The organism is Leifsonia sp. 10N434, from assembly GCF_056394405.1.
The window spans coordinates 578817-594888 of sequence record NZ_JBFTHV010000002.1 but is presented as its reverse complement, the minus strand read 5'-3'; the positions used below and the strand labels follow the sequence as shown (position 1 = coordinate 594888).

At 68.5% G+C, this 16072-nt stretch carries 13 protein-coding genes; 11 read left to right on the top strand and 2 right to left on the bottom strand.

What is annotated here, in order from left to right; genetic code table 11:
- The first annotated feature begins 6 nt into the window (after positions 1–6).
- Positions 7–738: a ribonuclease III gene (gene rnc / locus AC1DB1_RS08515; protein WP_271178368.1), complete on the top strand. Its 732-nt coding sequence runs from the start codon at positions 7–9 to the stop codon at positions 736–738.
- On the top strand, positions 716–1717 hold the full coding sequence (mutM, locus tag AC1DB1_RS08510) for a bifunctional DNA-formamidopyrimidine glycosylase/DNA-(apurinic or apyrimidinic site) lyase (protein ID WP_477200428.1): 1002 nt from the start codon (positions 716–718) through the stop codon (positions 1715–1717). The genes rnc and mutM overlap by 23 nt, the downstream gene beginning before the upstream one ends.
- 106 nt (positions 1718–1823) lie before the next feature.
- On the opposite strand, the gene AC1DB1_RS08505 is transcribed toward mutM, so the two are convergent.
- Positions 1824–2912, bottom strand: coding sequence for a GNAT family N-acetyltransferase (locus AC1DB1_RS08505; RefSeq protein ID WP_477200427.1), 1089 nt, complete (start codon positions 2910–2912; stop codon positions 1824–1826).
- 210 nt (positions 2913–3122) lie between these two features.
- On the opposite strand from AC1DB1_RS08505, the gene AC1DB1_RS08500 reads away from it, so the two are divergent.
- From AC1DB1_RS08500 to smc, 6 genes are all read left to right on the top strand, one after another.
- Positions 3123–4343, top strand: coding sequence for a branched-chain amino acid ABC transporter substrate-binding protein (locus tag AC1DB1_RS08500; protein WP_271178370.1), 1221 nt, complete (start codon positions 3123–3125; stop codon positions 4341–4343).
- Positions 4344–4462: 119 nt separating this feature from the next.
- Positions 4463–5470 carry a branched-chain amino acid ABC transporter permease gene (locus AC1DB1_RS08495; protein ID WP_271178371.1) on the top strand — a complete coding sequence of 336 codons (1008 nt, stop codon included), beginning with the start codon at positions 4463–4465 and terminating at the stop codon, positions 5468–5470.
- Positions 5467–6762: a branched-chain amino acid ABC transporter permease gene (locus AC1DB1_RS08490; protein ID WP_477200426.1), complete on the top strand. Its 1296-nt coding sequence runs from the start codon at positions 5467–5469 to the stop codon at positions 6760–6762. Before AC1DB1_RS08495 ends, AC1DB1_RS08490 begins: the two co-directional genes overlap by 4 nt.
- A complete protein-coding gene (locus AC1DB1_RS08485) occupies positions 6759–7667 on the top strand; it encodes an ABC transporter ATP-binding protein (RefSeq protein ID WP_271178373.1) in 909 nt (302 codons plus the stop codon). Before AC1DB1_RS08490 ends, AC1DB1_RS08485 begins: the two co-directional genes overlap by 4 nt.
- Positions 7654–8367 (top strand): ABC transporter ATP-binding protein, encoded by a 714-nt coding sequence (locus tag AC1DB1_RS08480; RefSeq protein WP_477200425.1) that lies wholly within the window; start codon positions 7654–7656, stop codon positions 8365–8367. The genes AC1DB1_RS08485 and AC1DB1_RS08480 overlap by 14 nt, the downstream gene beginning before the upstream one ends.
- A gap of 164 nt (positions 8368–8531) precedes the next feature.
- Positions 8532–12131: a chromosome segregation protein SMC gene (gene smc / locus AC1DB1_RS08475; protein ID WP_477200424.1), complete on the top strand. Its 3600-nt coding sequence runs from the start codon at positions 8532–8534 to the stop codon at positions 12129–12131.
- A gap of 52 nt (positions 12132–12183) precedes the next feature.
- On the opposite strand, the gene AC1DB1_RS08470 is transcribed toward smc, so the two are convergent.
- Complete coding sequence (locus AC1DB1_RS08470) at positions 12184–13005, bottom strand: CHAD domain-containing protein (RefSeq protein WP_477200423.1); 822 nt, start codon at positions 13003–13005, stop codon at positions 12184–12186.
- Positions 13006–13035: 30 nt separating this feature from the next.
- Between AC1DB1_RS08470 and ftsY the strand changes: the two genes are divergently transcribed.
- From ftsY to ffh, 3 genes are read left to right on the top strand one after another with little or no spacing between them, the layout of a single operon-like run.
- Positions 13036–13911, top strand: coding sequence for a signal recognition particle-docking protein FtsY (gene ftsY / locus AC1DB1_RS08465; RefSeq protein ID WP_477200422.1), 876 nt, complete (start codon positions 13036–13038; stop codon positions 13909–13911).
- A gap of 9 nt (positions 13912–13920) precedes the next feature.
- Positions 13921–14424 carry a DUF2004 domain-containing protein gene (locus AC1DB1_RS08460; protein WP_271178378.1) on the top strand — a complete coding sequence of 168 codons (504 nt, stop codon included), beginning with the start codon at positions 13921–13923 and terminating at the stop codon, positions 14422–14424.
- Between the two features lie 56 nt (positions 14425–14480).
- Positions 14481–16067, top strand: coding sequence for a signal recognition particle protein (ffh, locus tag AC1DB1_RS08455; RefSeq protein WP_477200421.1), 1587 nt, complete (start codon positions 14481–14483; stop codon positions 16065–16067).
- The last annotated feature ends 5 nt before the right edge of the window (positions 16068–16072 follow it).

Sequence of the window (16072 nt, the reverse complement as noted above, 5' to 3'; positions counted from 1 at the left end):
GGCACGATGGCCGGAACGACGTCCCTGAACAAGGGCAGTACCGACCGCACCGCACTCACCGAGAAGCTCGGAGTCGATATCGACCCCGAGCTTCTCGAGTTGGCGCTGACGCACCGTTCCTACGCGTACGAGCACGGCGGCATCCCGAACAACGAGCGCCTGGAATTCCTCGGCGACTCGATTCTGGGTCAGGCGGTGACGGTCAAGCTGTTCCGGGAGAACCCGGGACTCGACGAGGGCGACCTCGCGAAGCGCCGCGCCAGCCTGGTGAGTTCGGTCGCGCTTGCCCAGGTCGCGCGCAGCATCGGGCTGGGGGAGTACCTCCTGCTCGGCCGCGGCGAGAACCAGAGCGGCGGCCGAGACAAGGCCTCGATCCTCGCCGACACGGTCGAGGCGATCATCGGTGCGGCGTACTTGGATCTCGGCGGTGATGAGGCGACGGCGCTCGTGCTGCGTCTCGTCGAGCCGCTGCTCGACGATCCGGCGCGCTTCGGCGCGGCCATGGATCCCAAGACGAGCCTGCAGGAGGCCGCAGCGCACCGCGGAGCCGGCCTTCCCGTCTACACGGTCACCAACAGCGGCCCCGACCACAGCAAGACCTTCCACGCCACGGTCGAGGTCGGTGACCTCGTGACGGCGACGGGCGAGGGCACGAGCAAGAAGCAGGCCGAGATGTCCGCCGCGCTCACCGCGTGGACCGAACTCACCAAGCGACGTGCCCGAGCTCCCCGAGGTTGAGGTCGTCCGGGCCGGGCTCGCTCCGGCCGTCACGGGGGCGACGATCCTCGGCGTCGAGGTGTTCGAGCCCCGTTCGCTGCGCCGTCACGACACGTCCGCCGGCGACTTCGAGTCGCTGCTCACCGGGCGCACCATGTCCACGCCCGTTCGGCGCGGCAAGTTCCTCTGGATCCCGCTCGACGGTCGCACCCAGGCCATCGTCGCGCACCTCGGGATGAGCGGCCAGATCCTGCTGCGCGAGCCCGGCGTCGTCGAGACCGGACTCCTGCGCATCCGGCTGCACATCGAGCATCCGCTGCACGGCGAGTTCTGGGTGAACTTCGTCGACCAGCGGATCTTCGGCTCCATGGCGGTCGACAAGCTGGTGCCGACAGCGGATGGCGCGCCAGGGGGCCTCGGCACCGACGACGCGCTCGTCCCGGCCCAGGTCGCGCACATCGCCCGCGATCCGTTGGACCCGGCGTTCGACGACGCCTCCTTCGCCGCCGCTCTCGGCCGCAAGAACACCGGCATCAAGCGTGCGCTGCTCGATCAGTCGCTGATCAGCGGCATCGGCAACATCTACGCCGATGAGGCCCTGTGGGCGGCGAAGCTGCACTACGAGCAGCCGGTGCGCAGCCTCAGCCGAGCGAAGATCCGCACACTGCTGAGCGAGGTGCGCCTGGTGCTCGCCAAGGCGCTGGCCGAGGGCGGCACGAGCTTCGACGCCCAGTACGTGAACGTCAACGGCGCCTCCGGCTACTTCTCGCACAGCCTCAACGCGTACGGACAGGAGGGCAAGCCGTGCCCGCGGTGCGGCACGCTCATCGTGCGCGAGCAGTTCATGAACCGCTCGTCGCACTTCTGTCCCCACTGCCAGAAACTGCGTCGCCCGCGTGCCACCCCGGCCACGGCTGCTGACGCCTCCGCTGCTCCCGCCGCGCCCGCTGCTCCCGCCGCGCCCGCTGCTCCCGCCGCGTCCGTCCCGGGAGCCCGCTAACTCCGGAAGCCGGGGGACCTCACGGGTCGGACTTCCGGAGTAGTGCCGGATATCGCGGCGTGTCGGGCGGGAGTTCCGGAGTTGTGGCCGGTCGTCCGGGTCGCCGTCAGTCCAGCGTCTTCTGCCAGTTGCCGGTCAGCCCGTGCAGTTCGAACCCGAAGGCGTCGTTGACGCGCAGCATCGGCGCGTTCTCGTCGGCGTTCCAGGTGAGCAGGCGCCGGATGTGCGGCGCGCGCTCCGCGAGGCGCTCCAGATTCTCGAGCTTCACGAGCGTGCCGAGCCGGTGCCCCCGATGGTCGGTCGCGACCAGCGTGTCGTACTGCTCGGCCTTGTCTCCGTCGTCGGGCACGGCGATCTCGGTGTACGCCACCAACGCGCCCGACGGCACATGCTCGGCGACCGTGACCAGCAGCGGCTCTCCCCGGGCGATCAGCTCGTCCTCGTGCTGCCGCACGCGGTCGGCCGTCCACTCCTCGTCGTCGAGCGCGATGCCGCTCTGCGGCACGTCCATCGTCATCCGCTCCTTGAGCGCGGCGAAGGCGGCCACCCGGTCGTCGGGCGCGGAGCTCCACCAGCTGACCGTGCGGTAGTCGCCCGAATGTGTGCGGGCATCGGTCAGCAGGGCATCCCGTCGATCGGCGGTGAGCGGGAGCGCGAGACTGCTCGAGCGCTCGATCTGGCCGAGACGGTACCCGTGCCGGAGGGCGAAGCGGACGTCGGGGGAGTCGGCCGGGAGAGCGGATGTTCCGACCTCGGCGCGGACGACCGGGCCGTCGTGCAGGGTGGCGGCCGGATGCTCGGTGTAGGCCGAGACGGCGGTGCGGCCGCCGTCGGCCGCGAACTCCTCACCGTGGGCCAGCAGCGCCGACCCGATGCCGCGCCCGCGCATCCCCGGCACGACGTCGACGAGGAGCGTGGCGGTCACGGCGTCCTCCTCCAGCGGGAAGTCGACCACCACCCGCCCGACGATCACACCGTCGACGACGGCGACGAAGACGATCTTGTCGTGGAACTCGCGCGCCTGGAACGACGCCAGCTCCGCCTCCGCCGTGTACACGAAGTCGTCGTTGTGCCAGAGGGCGACGGCGACCCCGTTCATCACGGCGACCATCTCTTCGAACGCGGCGGACTCCGGCGTCCCGATCCGCGCCGGGATCGGGAGTTCGGCGATGGTCGGTGGAGCAGTCGGGCGCATCCGCCGGCACCTCCTCGCGCACTGGGTATTCCCAGCCTATTCCGGTGCCCGAGCTGTGAACAGAGCGAATCGTTTTGGTTTCAATCGTGTAAATCTGCGCGCGAATGTTGGTTGCGATTAGTTGCATTGCATGTAGTCTCGGCACACATATTCGTGGTGCGAAGCGGCAACTACGCCGCTTCGTAACGGATTCACGTCGAGAGGCAGAAGATGTTACGAAAGAAAGTCATCACAGGTGCGGCCGTTGCAGCGGCGGTCGCGCTCTTCCTGGCGGGGTGTGCCAACCAGGCATCCACCGGCGGGTCGACGTCGAGTTCCGGGAAGGTTGACATCCCGGCCATCACCTCGGTCGACACGCCCAAGGACGCGGTTCTGCCCGCCGGCGACGGCAAGGCCACCTGTCCTGCCGGCCTGACCATCGGTTATGTCGGAGCGGAGACGGGCCCGAACGCCCAGCTCGGCATCAACATCTACAACGGTGTCCAGCTCGCGATCGACCAGCACAACCAGGCCAACTCCGGTTGCCAGGTCGCATTCAAGAAGTTCGACACCGAGGGCGACCCGAACAAGGCGACCGGCCCGGTCACCCAGGCGGTCAATGAGAAGGACATCATCGGCGTCATCGGTCTCCCGTTCTCGGGCGAGTCGAAGGCGACGGGGAACATCTTCGAGCAGCAGGGCCTGGTTCACATCACGCCGTCTGCGACCAACCCCGACCTGACGAAGAACGGGTGGACGACCTTCTTCCGCGGCCTCGGCAATGACGCCGTGCAGGGCCCGGCGGCGGCGAAGTTCCTCACCGACAAGCTGGAGGCCAAGAAGGTCTACCTGGTCCAGGACGACTCCGACTACGGCATCGGCCTGGCCACGACCACCTCGAAGGCTCTCGGCGACGCGCTCGTCGGAACCGACAAGGTGACGACCGGTCAGAAGGACTTCTCGGCGGTGGTCTCCAAGATCATCAACGCGAAGCCGGACGCGGTCTACTACTCGGGCTACTACGCCGAGGGTGCACCGTTCGACCAGCAGCTCGTGAGCAAGGGCTTCACCGGAACGTTCGTCGGACCGGATGGAGTGAAGGACGACCAGTTCATCAAGCTGGCCGGCGACGCGTCCAACAACGCGTACTTCACCTGCCCCTGCATCCCGGGTGAGCTGATCCCGGACTTCGAGAAGGACTACAAGACGCTCGCCAGCGCCGAGCCCGGCACGTACTCCATCGAGGGTTACGACGCCGCGACCGTGCTGCTCTCGGGCATCGACCAGGGCAAGACGACCCGCGCCGACCTGAAGGACTTCGTGAAGTCCTACGACAAGGACGGACTGAGCAAGCACTACAAGTGGGACTCCACGGGTGAGCTGCAGGCTCCGACGGTCTACGGCTACAAGGTCGAGAACGGCAAGATCGTTCCGATCGGCACCATCGGATAGCGCACGACACTGAGGATGCCGCGGGTCGCCGACTCGCGACCCGCGGCATCCTGCGTTCCACCTGTCCGCAATCCGATCGGATCAACGTCGATCCCTTCCCACTCGATCTGGATGCCTGAATGCTCGAACTGCTCGCAATCCACCCCGTCCTTGACAATTCGTGGATCAACTTCGATGTCCAATCCCTCGTACAGAACTTCTGGAGCGCGACCTTCGACGGCCTCACCTTCGGGGCCATCTATGGTCTGATCGCCGTCGGGTACACCCTCGTGTACGGCGTGCTCAACCTGATCAACTTCGCGCACTCCGAGGTGTTCATCATCGGCGCGTACGGCGTCGTGATCACCCTCACCTCGCTGGGCTTCGGCCCCTCCATCCCGAACCTCGGGATAGCCGCGATCATCGGCGACATCCTGCTCGCCCTCATCGTCGGCATGCTGGCATCGGCCGTCACCGCGTTCCTCCTCGAACGCGTGGCCTATCGGCCATTACGCCGGAGGAACGCGCCACGATTGGCGTTCCTCATCACGGCCATCGGCGCCTCGTTCGCCATCCAGTCCGCAATCTTCGTGATCCGCGGTGCGAACGCCGAGCCGGCCGTGACGATGTTCCGTCCGGTGGCGGTGTTCGACGTGTTCGGCACGATCATCAACAGCCAGTCGCTGATCATCGTGATCGCCGCTGTGGTGCTCATGGTGCTGACGGACATGTTCGTGCGCCGCAGTCGCACCGGTCGCGGCATCCGGGCCGTCGCGCAGGATCCCGACACCGCGACACTGATGGGCGTCAACAAGGAACGCATCATCGTGATCACCTTCGTGCTCGGCGGTCTCCTGGCCGGCGCCGCCGCCCTCTTCTACGTGATGCTCGTTCCCTCCGGTGTGATCTACACCGGCGGCTTCGTGCTCGGCATCAAGGCCTTCGCGGCCGCGGTGCTCGGCGGCATCGGCAACATCCGGGGCGCGCTCCTGGGTGGACTGCTGCTCGGATTGATAGGAAACTACGGACAGATCCTGCTCGGTGACTCCCAGTGGACGGACGTGATCGCCTTCGTGGTGCTCGTCCTCGTGCTGCTGGTGCGGCCGACGGGAATCCTCGGTACCTCACTGGGGAGGAGCAGAGCATGAGCACCACAGACGGACCCCGCGTCCTGCCGGACGCCAGAAGCGAACAGGCGGAGGACGCCACAGAGGCGCGCGCCCGCAGGGGAGGCCCCTTCCAGGGCTTCCGCGACCGCTGGAACGGTCTGCCACGGCAGATCCAGTGGCTGTGGATGCTCATCGTGGTCGCCATCGCCTTCGCGCTCCCGTACCTCAACTTCTTCCCGCTCACGACCGAGCCGGGCAACGACTGGGCGCTCGCCTGCTTCAGCATGGCGGTCTACGCGCTCATCGCGGTCGGCCTGAACGTCGTCGTCGGTTACGCCGGTCTGCTCGACCTCGGCTACGTCGCCTTCTTCGCGGTCGGCTCGTACACGGCGGCCATGCTGACCAGCCCCGACTCGCCGTTCGTCAAGATCCCGTATCTGTGGACCATCCCGGTCGCCATGGCGGTCGCGATGCTCTTCGGCGTCGTGCTCGGCGTGCCGACCCTGCGTCTGCGCGGCGACTACCTGGCCATCGTCACGCTCGGTTTCGGTGAGATCGTGCGCATCCTGGCGACGATCATCCCGGCGCTGAAGGGGCAGGTCGGCTTCCAGAACGTCGGGCACCCGCCCGGCGAGAACGCCGACGGCATCCCGATCTTCGCCAACTCCAATGGCGTGCCCTGGTACTGGCTGACGCTCGGCGTGATCATCATCGTGCTGCTGCTGGTCGGCAACATGGAGCGCAGCCGCGTCGGCCGCGCCTGGATCGCCATCCGGGAGGACGAGGACGCCGCCGAGATCATGGGCGTGCCCACGTTCAAGTACAAGGTGTGGGCGTTCGCGATCGGTGCGGCGGTGGGCGGTCTCTCCGGAGCGCTGTTCGCCGGGCAGGTCGGCTTCGTGAACAACCAGAAGTTCGACGTTCAGACCTCGATCCTCTTCCTCGCCGCAGTGGTGCTAGGTGGAACCGGCAACAAGGTGGGCGCGCTGCTCGGTGGCGCGATCGTCGCCTACCTGCCGCTGCGGTTCACCGCGATCGCCGACTACAAGTACCTGATCTTCGGCGTCGCCCTCGTGGTGCTGATGATCTTCCGGGCGAAGGGCCTTGTGCCGGCCAAGCAGCGACTGCTGGCCTACGGTCGCCATGCGTACGAGTACCTGGTGAACAAACCGGATGCGCCGGCGCCGGCGGTTGCGACGGCGGCTGGAGCGTCTCCTGAGGCACCCGCACCGACCGCACCGACCGCACCGACCGCACCGACCGATGGGAACGGTCCGACCGACCGGACCGACCCGACCGATCCGACCACACCGAAGGGAGGCGCATCATGACCGCCGACGACGAAGCCGCACGCGACGCGCTCGCCCCCGGAGCCGACGCCGAACTGCTGACCGATGCGGGCATCGACCTGGAGGTCGCCGCTGCGGCCGCCCCCGACCGCGAGATCGCGGTCGAGGTGGGCGACAGCATCGTCGAGGTGAAGAACCTGACCGTCAAGTTCGGCGGGCTGCTGGCCCTCGACAACGTCAGCTTCGACATCAAGCGTGGCGAGATCCTGGGCCTGATCGGGCCGAACGGCGCGGGCAAGACCACCTGCTTCAACGCCATGACCGGCGTCTACAAGCCGACCAGCGGCGACGTGCTGCTGGAAGGCAAGTCGATCAAGGGTCAGAAGCAGCACCGGATCACCCGGCTCGGTCTCGCGCGCACGTTCCAGAACATCCGCCTGTTCGGCGAGATGTCCGCGCTCGAGAACGTCGTGGTCGGGCTGGATGCGCGGCATCGCACGAGCGTGCCCGGCGCGCTCATCCGGAGCCCGCGCCACATCCGCGAGGAGAAGAGCGCGATCGAGCGCGGGATGGCGCTGCTGGAGTTCGTCGGCATCGCCGACCTGGCCAACACCGCATCGCGGCAGCTCCCGTACGGCTACCAGCGCCGCCTCGAGATCGCTCGCGCCCTCGCGACCGACCCCAAGGTGCTCTGCCTGGACGAGCCGGCGGCCGGCTTCAACCCGGCGGAGAAAGAGGACCTGATGGACCTCATCCGCACCATCCGGGCCGATGGGTACACCGTGCTCCTGATCGAGCACGACATGCGCCTGGTGATGGGCGTCACCGACCGCATCGTGGTGCTCGAGTTCGGCCGCAAGCTGGCCGACGATGTTCCGACCGCGATCCGCAACGATCCGCGCGTGATCGCCGCCTACCTGGGAGAGCCTGAAGATGACGTTGCTTGAGCTGAAGAACGTGAGCGTCGCGTACGGGCGCATCGAGGCCATCCACGACATGTCGTTCTCCGTCGAGGAGGGCGAGATCGTCAGCCTCATCGGGGCGAACGGGGCCGGCAAGTCGACCACGATGAAGACGATTTCGGGCCTGCTGAACCCGTCGAAGGGCACGATCACCTTCGACGGCACCGACATCACCAAGATGAAGGCGCACATCCGGGTGGTCCAGGGCATCTCGCAGGCGCCCGAGGGCCGGGGCATCTTCCCGGGCATGACGGTGCTCGAGAACCTCGACATGGGCGCGTTCGGCCGCAAGGACCGCAGCGGGATGTCCGCCGACTTCGACCGGGTCTTCTCGCTGTTCCCGCGACTCGCGGAGCGCAAGTCGCAGGTCGGCGGCACGATGTCCGGCGGCGAGCAGCAGATGCTCGCCATCGGCCGCGCGCTGATGTCGGCGCCGCGCCTGCTGCTGCTCGACGAACCGTCGATGGGGCTCGCCCCGCAATTCATCAAGCAGATCTTCTCGATCATCAGCGAGATCAACGCGCAGGGCACGACCATCCTGCTCGTCGAGCAGAACGCCAACCAGGCGCTCGCTCGCGCGAACCGGGGCTTCGTGCTGGAGACCGGCTCGATCACCCATTCCGGCACGGGCCGCGAGCTGCTCGCCAACCCCGCCATCAAGGAGGCGTACCTCGGCGTCGGCTGACCCGCCGCCATCGAGTCCGGGAGAAATCGCGCCTCCGCACATCGGAGCGCCGATTTCTCCCGGACTCGTTTGCGTGTGCGAGCGGGGCGCGGCGGGCGAACGGCACGCGGTCGGGTAAATTTGGCGCAGGCAAGCTGCTGGACGCGAGAAGGGACGGGCGGCGGGTGTATCTCAAGAGCCTGACGCTCAAGGGCTTCAAGTCGTTCGCTCAACCGACGACCTTCGCCTTCGAACAAGGCGTCACGTGCGTCGTCGGGCCCAACGGCTCCGGCAAGTCCAACGTGGTCGACGCCCTGGCCTGGGTGATGGGCGAGCAGGGGGCGAAGACCCTCCGCGGCGGCAAGATGGAGGACGTCATCTTCGCCGGCACGTCCACCCGCGGACCTCTCGGGCGTGCCGAGGTGACGCTCACCATCGACAACTCCGACGGCGCGCTGCCCATCGAGTACTCCGAGGTGACGATCTCGCGCACCCTGTTCCGCAACGGCGGCAGCGAGTACGCGATCAACGGCTCGACCTGCCGCCTGCTCGACGTGCAGGAACTGCTCAGCGACTCCGGTCTCGGCCGCGAGATGCACGTGATCGTCGGGCAGGGCCAGCTCGACGCCGTCCTTCACGCGAGCCCGGAGGATCGCCGCGGGTTCATCGAAGAGGCCGCCGGCATCCTGAAGCACCGCCGCCGCAAAGAGAAGACGCTCCGCAAGCTCGAGGCGATGCAGACCAACCTCACCCGCCTGAGCGACCTCGCCGGGGAGATCCGGCGCCAGCTCAAGCCGCTCGGGCACCAGGCAGAGATCGCACGCGAGGCCCAGTCCATCGCCGCCATCGTCCGGGATGCCAGGGCGCGCCTGCTGGCCGACGAGGTGGTCGCGCTGCGCACCGCGCTCGACGACCACGGCCGCACCGAGTCGGAGCGGCACAGCGAGCGCATCGTGCTGCAGGAGCAGCTCGAGCAGAAGCAGCTGCGCGTCGCCCGGCTCGAGCAGGCCCAGGTGGGCGACGAGGTCGATGTCGCCCGGCGCACCGCGTTCGGTCTCGAATCGGTGCAGGAGCGCCTGCGCAACCTCTACACGATGGCCAACCAGCGTCTCGCCCTGCTGGGCAGCCAGGCCGACGCACCGGATGCCGGACCGAGCGTGAGCCCGCAGATGGTCCAGGATGCCCGTGACGAGGTCGCCCGGCTGCGAACGGTCGTCACCGAATCCGAGGCCGCGTGGGTGGCGTCGCAGGCCGCGACCAAGAGTGCGCGTTCCCGACTGGACTCCGTCGATGAGGAGATCGCCGCGCAGAGCGCGCTCGTCTCCCGGCACGATCTCGAGATCTCCAAGCTGAGCGGCCAGGCCGACGCTGCCGCGCAGCGGCTCGCTGCGGTGCGCGGCGAGGTGCTCCGCCAGCAGAACGCGCTCGACGCCGCGACGGAGCGCCGGGAGAAGGCACGCGCCGACTTCGCCGCCCGCGAGGCCGATGCCGCGACGGCGGATGCGGGGGAGAGCAACCTCGACGAGGCCTACGAGCTCGCCCAGGCCGACGTGTTCGAGGCCGAGGGCGAGATCGAACGGCTCCGCGAGGAGCTGCACACCCTCGAGCGGGAGCGCGACGCCCTCGCCGCCCGGACCAGCGCACTCTCCCAGGCCCTCGACCAGAAGGACGGCTCCGCCGCCCTGGTCGCCGCTCGACTTCCCGGCGTGCGCGGTCTCGTCGCCGAGCACATCCGCGTGCATCCCGGCTACGAGGCCTCGATCGCCGCGGCGTTGGGGTCCCTGGCGGATGCGGTGCTCGCCGACGACAGCGAGCGCGCCTTCGAGGCGGTCGCCCGCGCGTCCGCCGACGACCTGGGCCGCGTCGAGGTCATCATGGCGGACGCGTCGGCGCCAGAGGTCGACCTGAGCGGCGTGCACGGCGTGGTCGCCGCCCGTTCGGTCGTCGACGCGCCAGGTGGCGTGCTCGGCATCCTCGCGTTCACCGCGATCGCGGACGATCTCGATGCGGCACGTGCGGCGAGTGGCGCCTATGCGGCGCGCGGGCTCGGCGGTCCGGTCACCATCATCACCAAGACCGGTGAGGTGCTCACCGACTACGTTCTGCGCGGCGGCTCCGGCGCGAAGCAGAGCCGCATCGAACTGATCGCCGACCGGGATGCGGCCGACGACCGGCTGGGCGAGGTCACCTCGCTCATCGACCGGGCACGGTTCGCCCTCGCCGAGCAGCGCGGCGTGCTGCAGGTGGCTAAGGAGCAGTCGCAGGCCGCACTCGGTGCGCTTCGCGAGTTCGACGCCCGGCTCGCGGCGCAGACCGAGCAGCTCAACCGGCTGAAGGTGCAGCTCGAGGCCTCGCAGGCCGAGTTCGAGCGCCTGTCGTCGGCGCTGGCGCTGGCCGGTGAGCGCGTTGCGGAGGCCGAGGCCGCCGCAGAGAAGGCGAAGTCCGAACTCGAGACCGCACGCTCACGCCCGCGACCGATCCTCGACGTCAGTGCACGGGATGCGCTCTCGGCGGAGCTCGACGCGGTTCGCGAGGCCGAGGTCGAGGCGCGGCTGTCCGTCGAGACCGCCAAGGAGCGCGTGCGCGCGGAGCAGGCCAGGGGAGAGGCCATCGCCCGGCAGCTCGAGGCCGAACGCGCCGCAGCGGAGGAGGCCGCCCGCCGCGCCGTCATCCGTCGACGGCAGACCGATGCCGCCACCCGCGTGCTCGAGGCGCTTCCCGCGGTGCTCGACTCCGCCGACCGCTCGGTCGCTCAGGCGCGGGTCGAGCTCGCGACGGCCGAGGCCCGGCGTGCCAGCCAGAACGAGGAGCTCGCGGGGCTGCGGCGTGAGGAGAACGCGCTGCGCGAGCGGTTGCAGACCATCTCCGAGAGCGTGCACGGCCTCGAACTGCAGATCTACGAGAAGAAGCTGCATCTCTCCGGTCTGCTCGAGCGGGCGGGCAGCGAACTGGGGCTCGTCGAGGATGTGCTCGTCGCGGAGTACGGCCCGGAGGTGCCGATTCCGGTCGCGGCCGCCCCGACAGCAGACGATGCTGCCGAAGACGATGCTGCCGGGAACGACGACGCAGGGGACCAGCTGTACGGCGACGAGCCGGCCGCCGAGGTCGAGACCATGCCGTTCAACCGTGAGCAGCAGCAGAAGCGGCTGGCCTCCGCCGAGCGCAAGCTCGCCCAGCTCGGACGCGTCAATCCGCTCGCCCTCGAGGAGTTCGCCGCCCTGGAGCAGCGTCATAAGTTCTTGACGGAGCAGCTCACCGACCTCACGAACACCCGCAAGGACCTCCTCACGATCATCGAGGAGATCGACGAGAAGATGCAGATCATCTTCGAGTCGGCCTTCGAAGACACGCGCGAGGCGTTCGCCTACGTGTTCCCGATCCTGTTCCCCGGCGGCACGGGCAGCATCACCCTCACCGATCCGGAGAACCTGCTGACCACCGGCATCGAGGTGTCGGTGAAGCCGGCAGGCAAGAAGATCGAGCGGCTCTCGCTGCTGTCGGGCGGTGAGCGGTCGCTCGCCGCCGTCGCGCTGCTGATCGCCATCTTCAAGGCGCGCCCCAGCCCGTTCTACATCATGGACGAGGTCGAGGCCGCGCTCGATGACGCGAACCTCGGCCGGCTGTTGACGATCTTCGAGGATCTGCGCGAGTCGAGCCAGCTGATCGTGATCACTCACCAGAAGCGCACGATGGAGATCGCGGACGCCCTCTACGGCGTCTCCATGCGGCAGGACGGCGTGTCGGCGGTCGTCGGCCAGCGCGTCGCGCAGGAGAAGGCCTCCTAAGCCGGTCGGCGTTCCGCGGTCGGCGTTCCGCGGTCTGCGCTCCGCGCTCCGCTCAGACCGCGTCGACGGCGGCAGTGACGGCGTCGACCAGCGAGGGGACCGGCTCGAGCATCGTCTCCGCACGCGCATCGCTGTCGGAGGCGAGCCGGGCGATCCCGGCGGCCGCGGATGCGCTGAGCTCTGTCTCCGCCGCCCGCGCCCGCAGATGGCTCGCCAGCAGTACCAGGTCGCGGTGGTCGCCCAGGGCATCCTGCAGGGCCTCGGCGGCCGAGGAGATGCGCACCGCGTCCCGCCCGAGCGTGTCCGAGACGGCGTCGGCGGCGTAGCGGAGCCGGCGCGCCGACTTGCGCAGCTCGTGGAGCTTCTCGAGCGAGTCGAGGTCCCCACGCGCCACGCGGCGTGCCGCCTTCCCCAATCCGTTCCTGGCGACACGGTTCGGATGCTTCCTGCCGCGTTTGCGCAGCGGCGGCCGGGCGGCGAACGCCTGGAGGTCGGCAAGCAGTCGGCGGTGCGCACGACCGTTCAGCCGCCGGATGAGGCCGGCGAGCGACGCGTCGTATGCCCGCCTGGCGTCCTGGGCGAACCCGAGCACGGCATCCACCACATCGGGCGCGGTCTCTGCCGCGAGCAGGTCTTCGAGGTCTTTCGCGCGCACCTCCAGATCCCGCGTCTCTCCGAGCGCGCTGCCGAGCCGACGGAGGCGGGCGCGCATCACCTGCGCGTCCTCCTCCACGAACGCGCGGCGGTAGACGCTGAGCACGCTGCGGATGCGCCGCACCCGCGTGCGTGCCTGATGCACGGCGTCGTCTCCTCCCGTCTCGACGGCGACGAGCTGTTCCGCGAGCTCAGCGGAGAGGGAGACGAGAGCGAACATGGTCACACCGTAACAACTAGGGTGATTCCTATGGCAGAACGCACCCCCTGGTCTTTGTCGAGCGCCCTCCGCGGCATGTTCTCGAAGAAGACGATCGATGAGACCACCTGGGACGATCTCGAGACGGCGTTGATCACCGCGGACTTCGGCCCGGACGTCACCGAGGCCATCGTCGACGACCTGCGCGCCAAGGTCGACCGCTATCACACCACCGACCCGGCGGACCTCCAGCGCATGCTGCGCGAGAGCCTGGAGGAGCGCCTCTCGAAGCTCGACACCACGCTGAAGCTCTCCGAGCGTCCGGCCATCGTGCTGGTCGTCGGTGTCAACGGCGTCGGCAAGACGACCACCATTGGCAAGTTCGCGAAGTTCCTGCGCACCTACGACCGCACCGTCGTGGTCGGTGCGGCCGACACCTTCCGCGCCGCCGCGGTCGAGCAGCTCGCGACCTGGGCGGAGCGGGCCGGGGCCGATATCGTGCGTCCCCAGCAGCAGGGGCAGGATCCGGCGTCCGTCGCCTTCCAGACCGTCGAGCACGCCAAGCAGAACGGCACCGAGATCGTCATCATCGACACCGCCGGCCGGCTGCAGACCAAGGGCGGCCTGATGGACGAGCTCTCCAAGATCAAGCGCGTCGTCGAGAAGCAGGCGCCGATCGCCGAGGTGCTGCTGGTGCTCGACGCGACGACGGGGCAGAACGGCCTCGCGCAGGCGGAAGCCTTCATCGAGCACGCCGGCGTGACCGGTCTCGTGCTCACCAAGCTGGACGGCTCGGCGAAGGGCGGCTTCGTGCTCGCGGTGCAGGAGAAGACGGGCATCCCGATCAAGCTGGTGGGCCAGGGTGAGGGCATCAACGACCTCACCGGCTTCACCCCGCACGTCTTCGCTCAGCAGCTGGTGGGATAGGGGCGCGACATGGCGATCGAACACGAGTACTTCGGCATCATCGACGAGACCGCGAGCGGCGGACTCGCCTGGGGCGATTCCACCGACCTCTCCGAGCAGATCGTCGAGGTCGAGCTGCAGGCCGACGACGAGTCGGCGGTCACGGAGTTCGCGCTCGACTCCGCCGCCGCCTTGATCCAGGCGATGGAGGGGTTCGACGCCCGCGCACGCGATGCGCTCGTCGCCGAGCTGAGCTCCCGCCAGTCGGCCACCACCACCTATATCGACGACCACGTCGAGAAGCTCGGCGACGATCTGCTCGACATCCTCGTGTACAACTCGGGCGACATCGCGATCGACGTGCTGCGGTCGCTGCAGCTGCTGCGCGTGGTCATCCAGCCCGATCACCCCGAGGAGGACGAGGTCTTCGCGACCTTCGACTACTCGATCGCGCCCGACGAGACGGATGCCCTGCTCACCGTGAGCTTCGACATCCGCGGCGACGTGGTGAACATCGACACGCACGACTCGTGACGCTCGGCGCGAAATCGCGCGAGCTCACAGATTCCTCCCGTTAAACTGGCTGGATCATGGCTACTTTCGGAACGCTGTCTGACCGCCTCGCAGACACCTTCAAAAACCTCCGCACCAAGGGCAAGCTGTCGCCGGCCGATGTCGACGGCACCGTGCGCGAGATCCGCCGCGCGCTGCTCGACGCCGACGTCGCGCTCGATGTCGTCAAGGACTTCACCGGCAAGGTGCGCGAACGCGCACTGAGCGACGAGGTCAACAAGGCGCTCAACCCCGCGCAGCAGGTCGTGCAGATCGTCAACGAGGAGCTCGTCGCGATCCTCGGTGGCGAGCAGCGCCGCCTGCAGTTCGCGAAGAAGCCGCCGACGGTGATCATGCTCGCCGGCCTGCAGGGCGCCGGTAAGACGACGCTCGCCGGCAAGCTCGCGAAGTGGCTCGCGAAAGACGGCCACACTCCCGTCCTGGTCGCCGCCGACCTCCAGCGTCCCAACGCCGTGAACCAGCTCCAGATCGTGGGCGAGCAGGCCGGCGTCCCCGTCTACGCGCCCGAGCCGGGCAATGGCGTCGGCAACCCGGTCAGGGTCGCGAAGGACGCGCTGAAGTTCGCCGAGACCAAGCAGTACGACACAGTCATCGTCGACACCGCGGGCCGTCTCGGCGTCGATGCCGAGCTCATGAAGCAGGCCGCCGACATCCGCAAGGCCGTCGACCCCGACGAGGTGCTGTTCGTCATCGACGCGATGATCGGTCAAGACGCCGTCGCGACCGCCAAGGCGTTCCAGGACGGCGTCGACTTCACCGGTGTCGTCCTCTCCAAGCTCGACGGCGATGCGCGCGGTGGCGCGGCGCTGTCGGTCGCCTCGGTGACCGGCCGGCCGATCATCTTCGCGTCGACCGGTGAGGGCCTCGACGACTTCGAGCCGTTCCACCCCGACCGCATGGCCAGCCGCATCCTCGACCTCGGTGACATCCTCACCCTGATCGAGCAGGCGCAGGAGGCCTTCGACGAGGACGAGGCGCGCAAGGTCGCGGAGAAGTTCGCGACCGACACCTTCACGCTCGACGACTTCCTCAAGCAGATGCAGCAGCTGCGCAACATGGGCTCCATCAAGAAGATGATGGGGATGCTCCCGGGCGCCGGCGCCATGAAGCAGCAGCTCGACAACTTCGACGAGAAGGAGATCGTGCGCACCGAGGCGATCATCCAGTCGATGACGACCGTCGAGCGCACGACGCCCAAGCTCCTCAACGGCTCGCGCCGCCTGCGCATCGCCAAGGGCTCCGGCACCACGGTCACCGAGGTCAACCAGCTGGTGAACCGCTTCGAGCAGGCCGCCAAGATGATGAAGACCGTGGCCAAGGGCGGCGTTCCGAACGTTCCCGGCATGGGTCCGATCCCGGGTGCAGGGTTCGGCGGCGGACGCGGCAAGCAGCAGCCGAAGAAGAAGGGCTCGAAGTCGGGCAACCCGGCCAAGCGCGCGGCGGAGAACGCAGCGATCGCGGCCGGTGCGAAGCCCACGACGGGTGCCGCGGCGGGCTCGGGCTTCGGACTCGGCGGAGGCGCTGGAGCCGGCGCAGGAGCGGGCAAGCCGGGCGGTCCGAGCGAAGAAGAGCTCGCGTCGCTGCAGAAGTTCCTGGGCCGCTAGCCTTC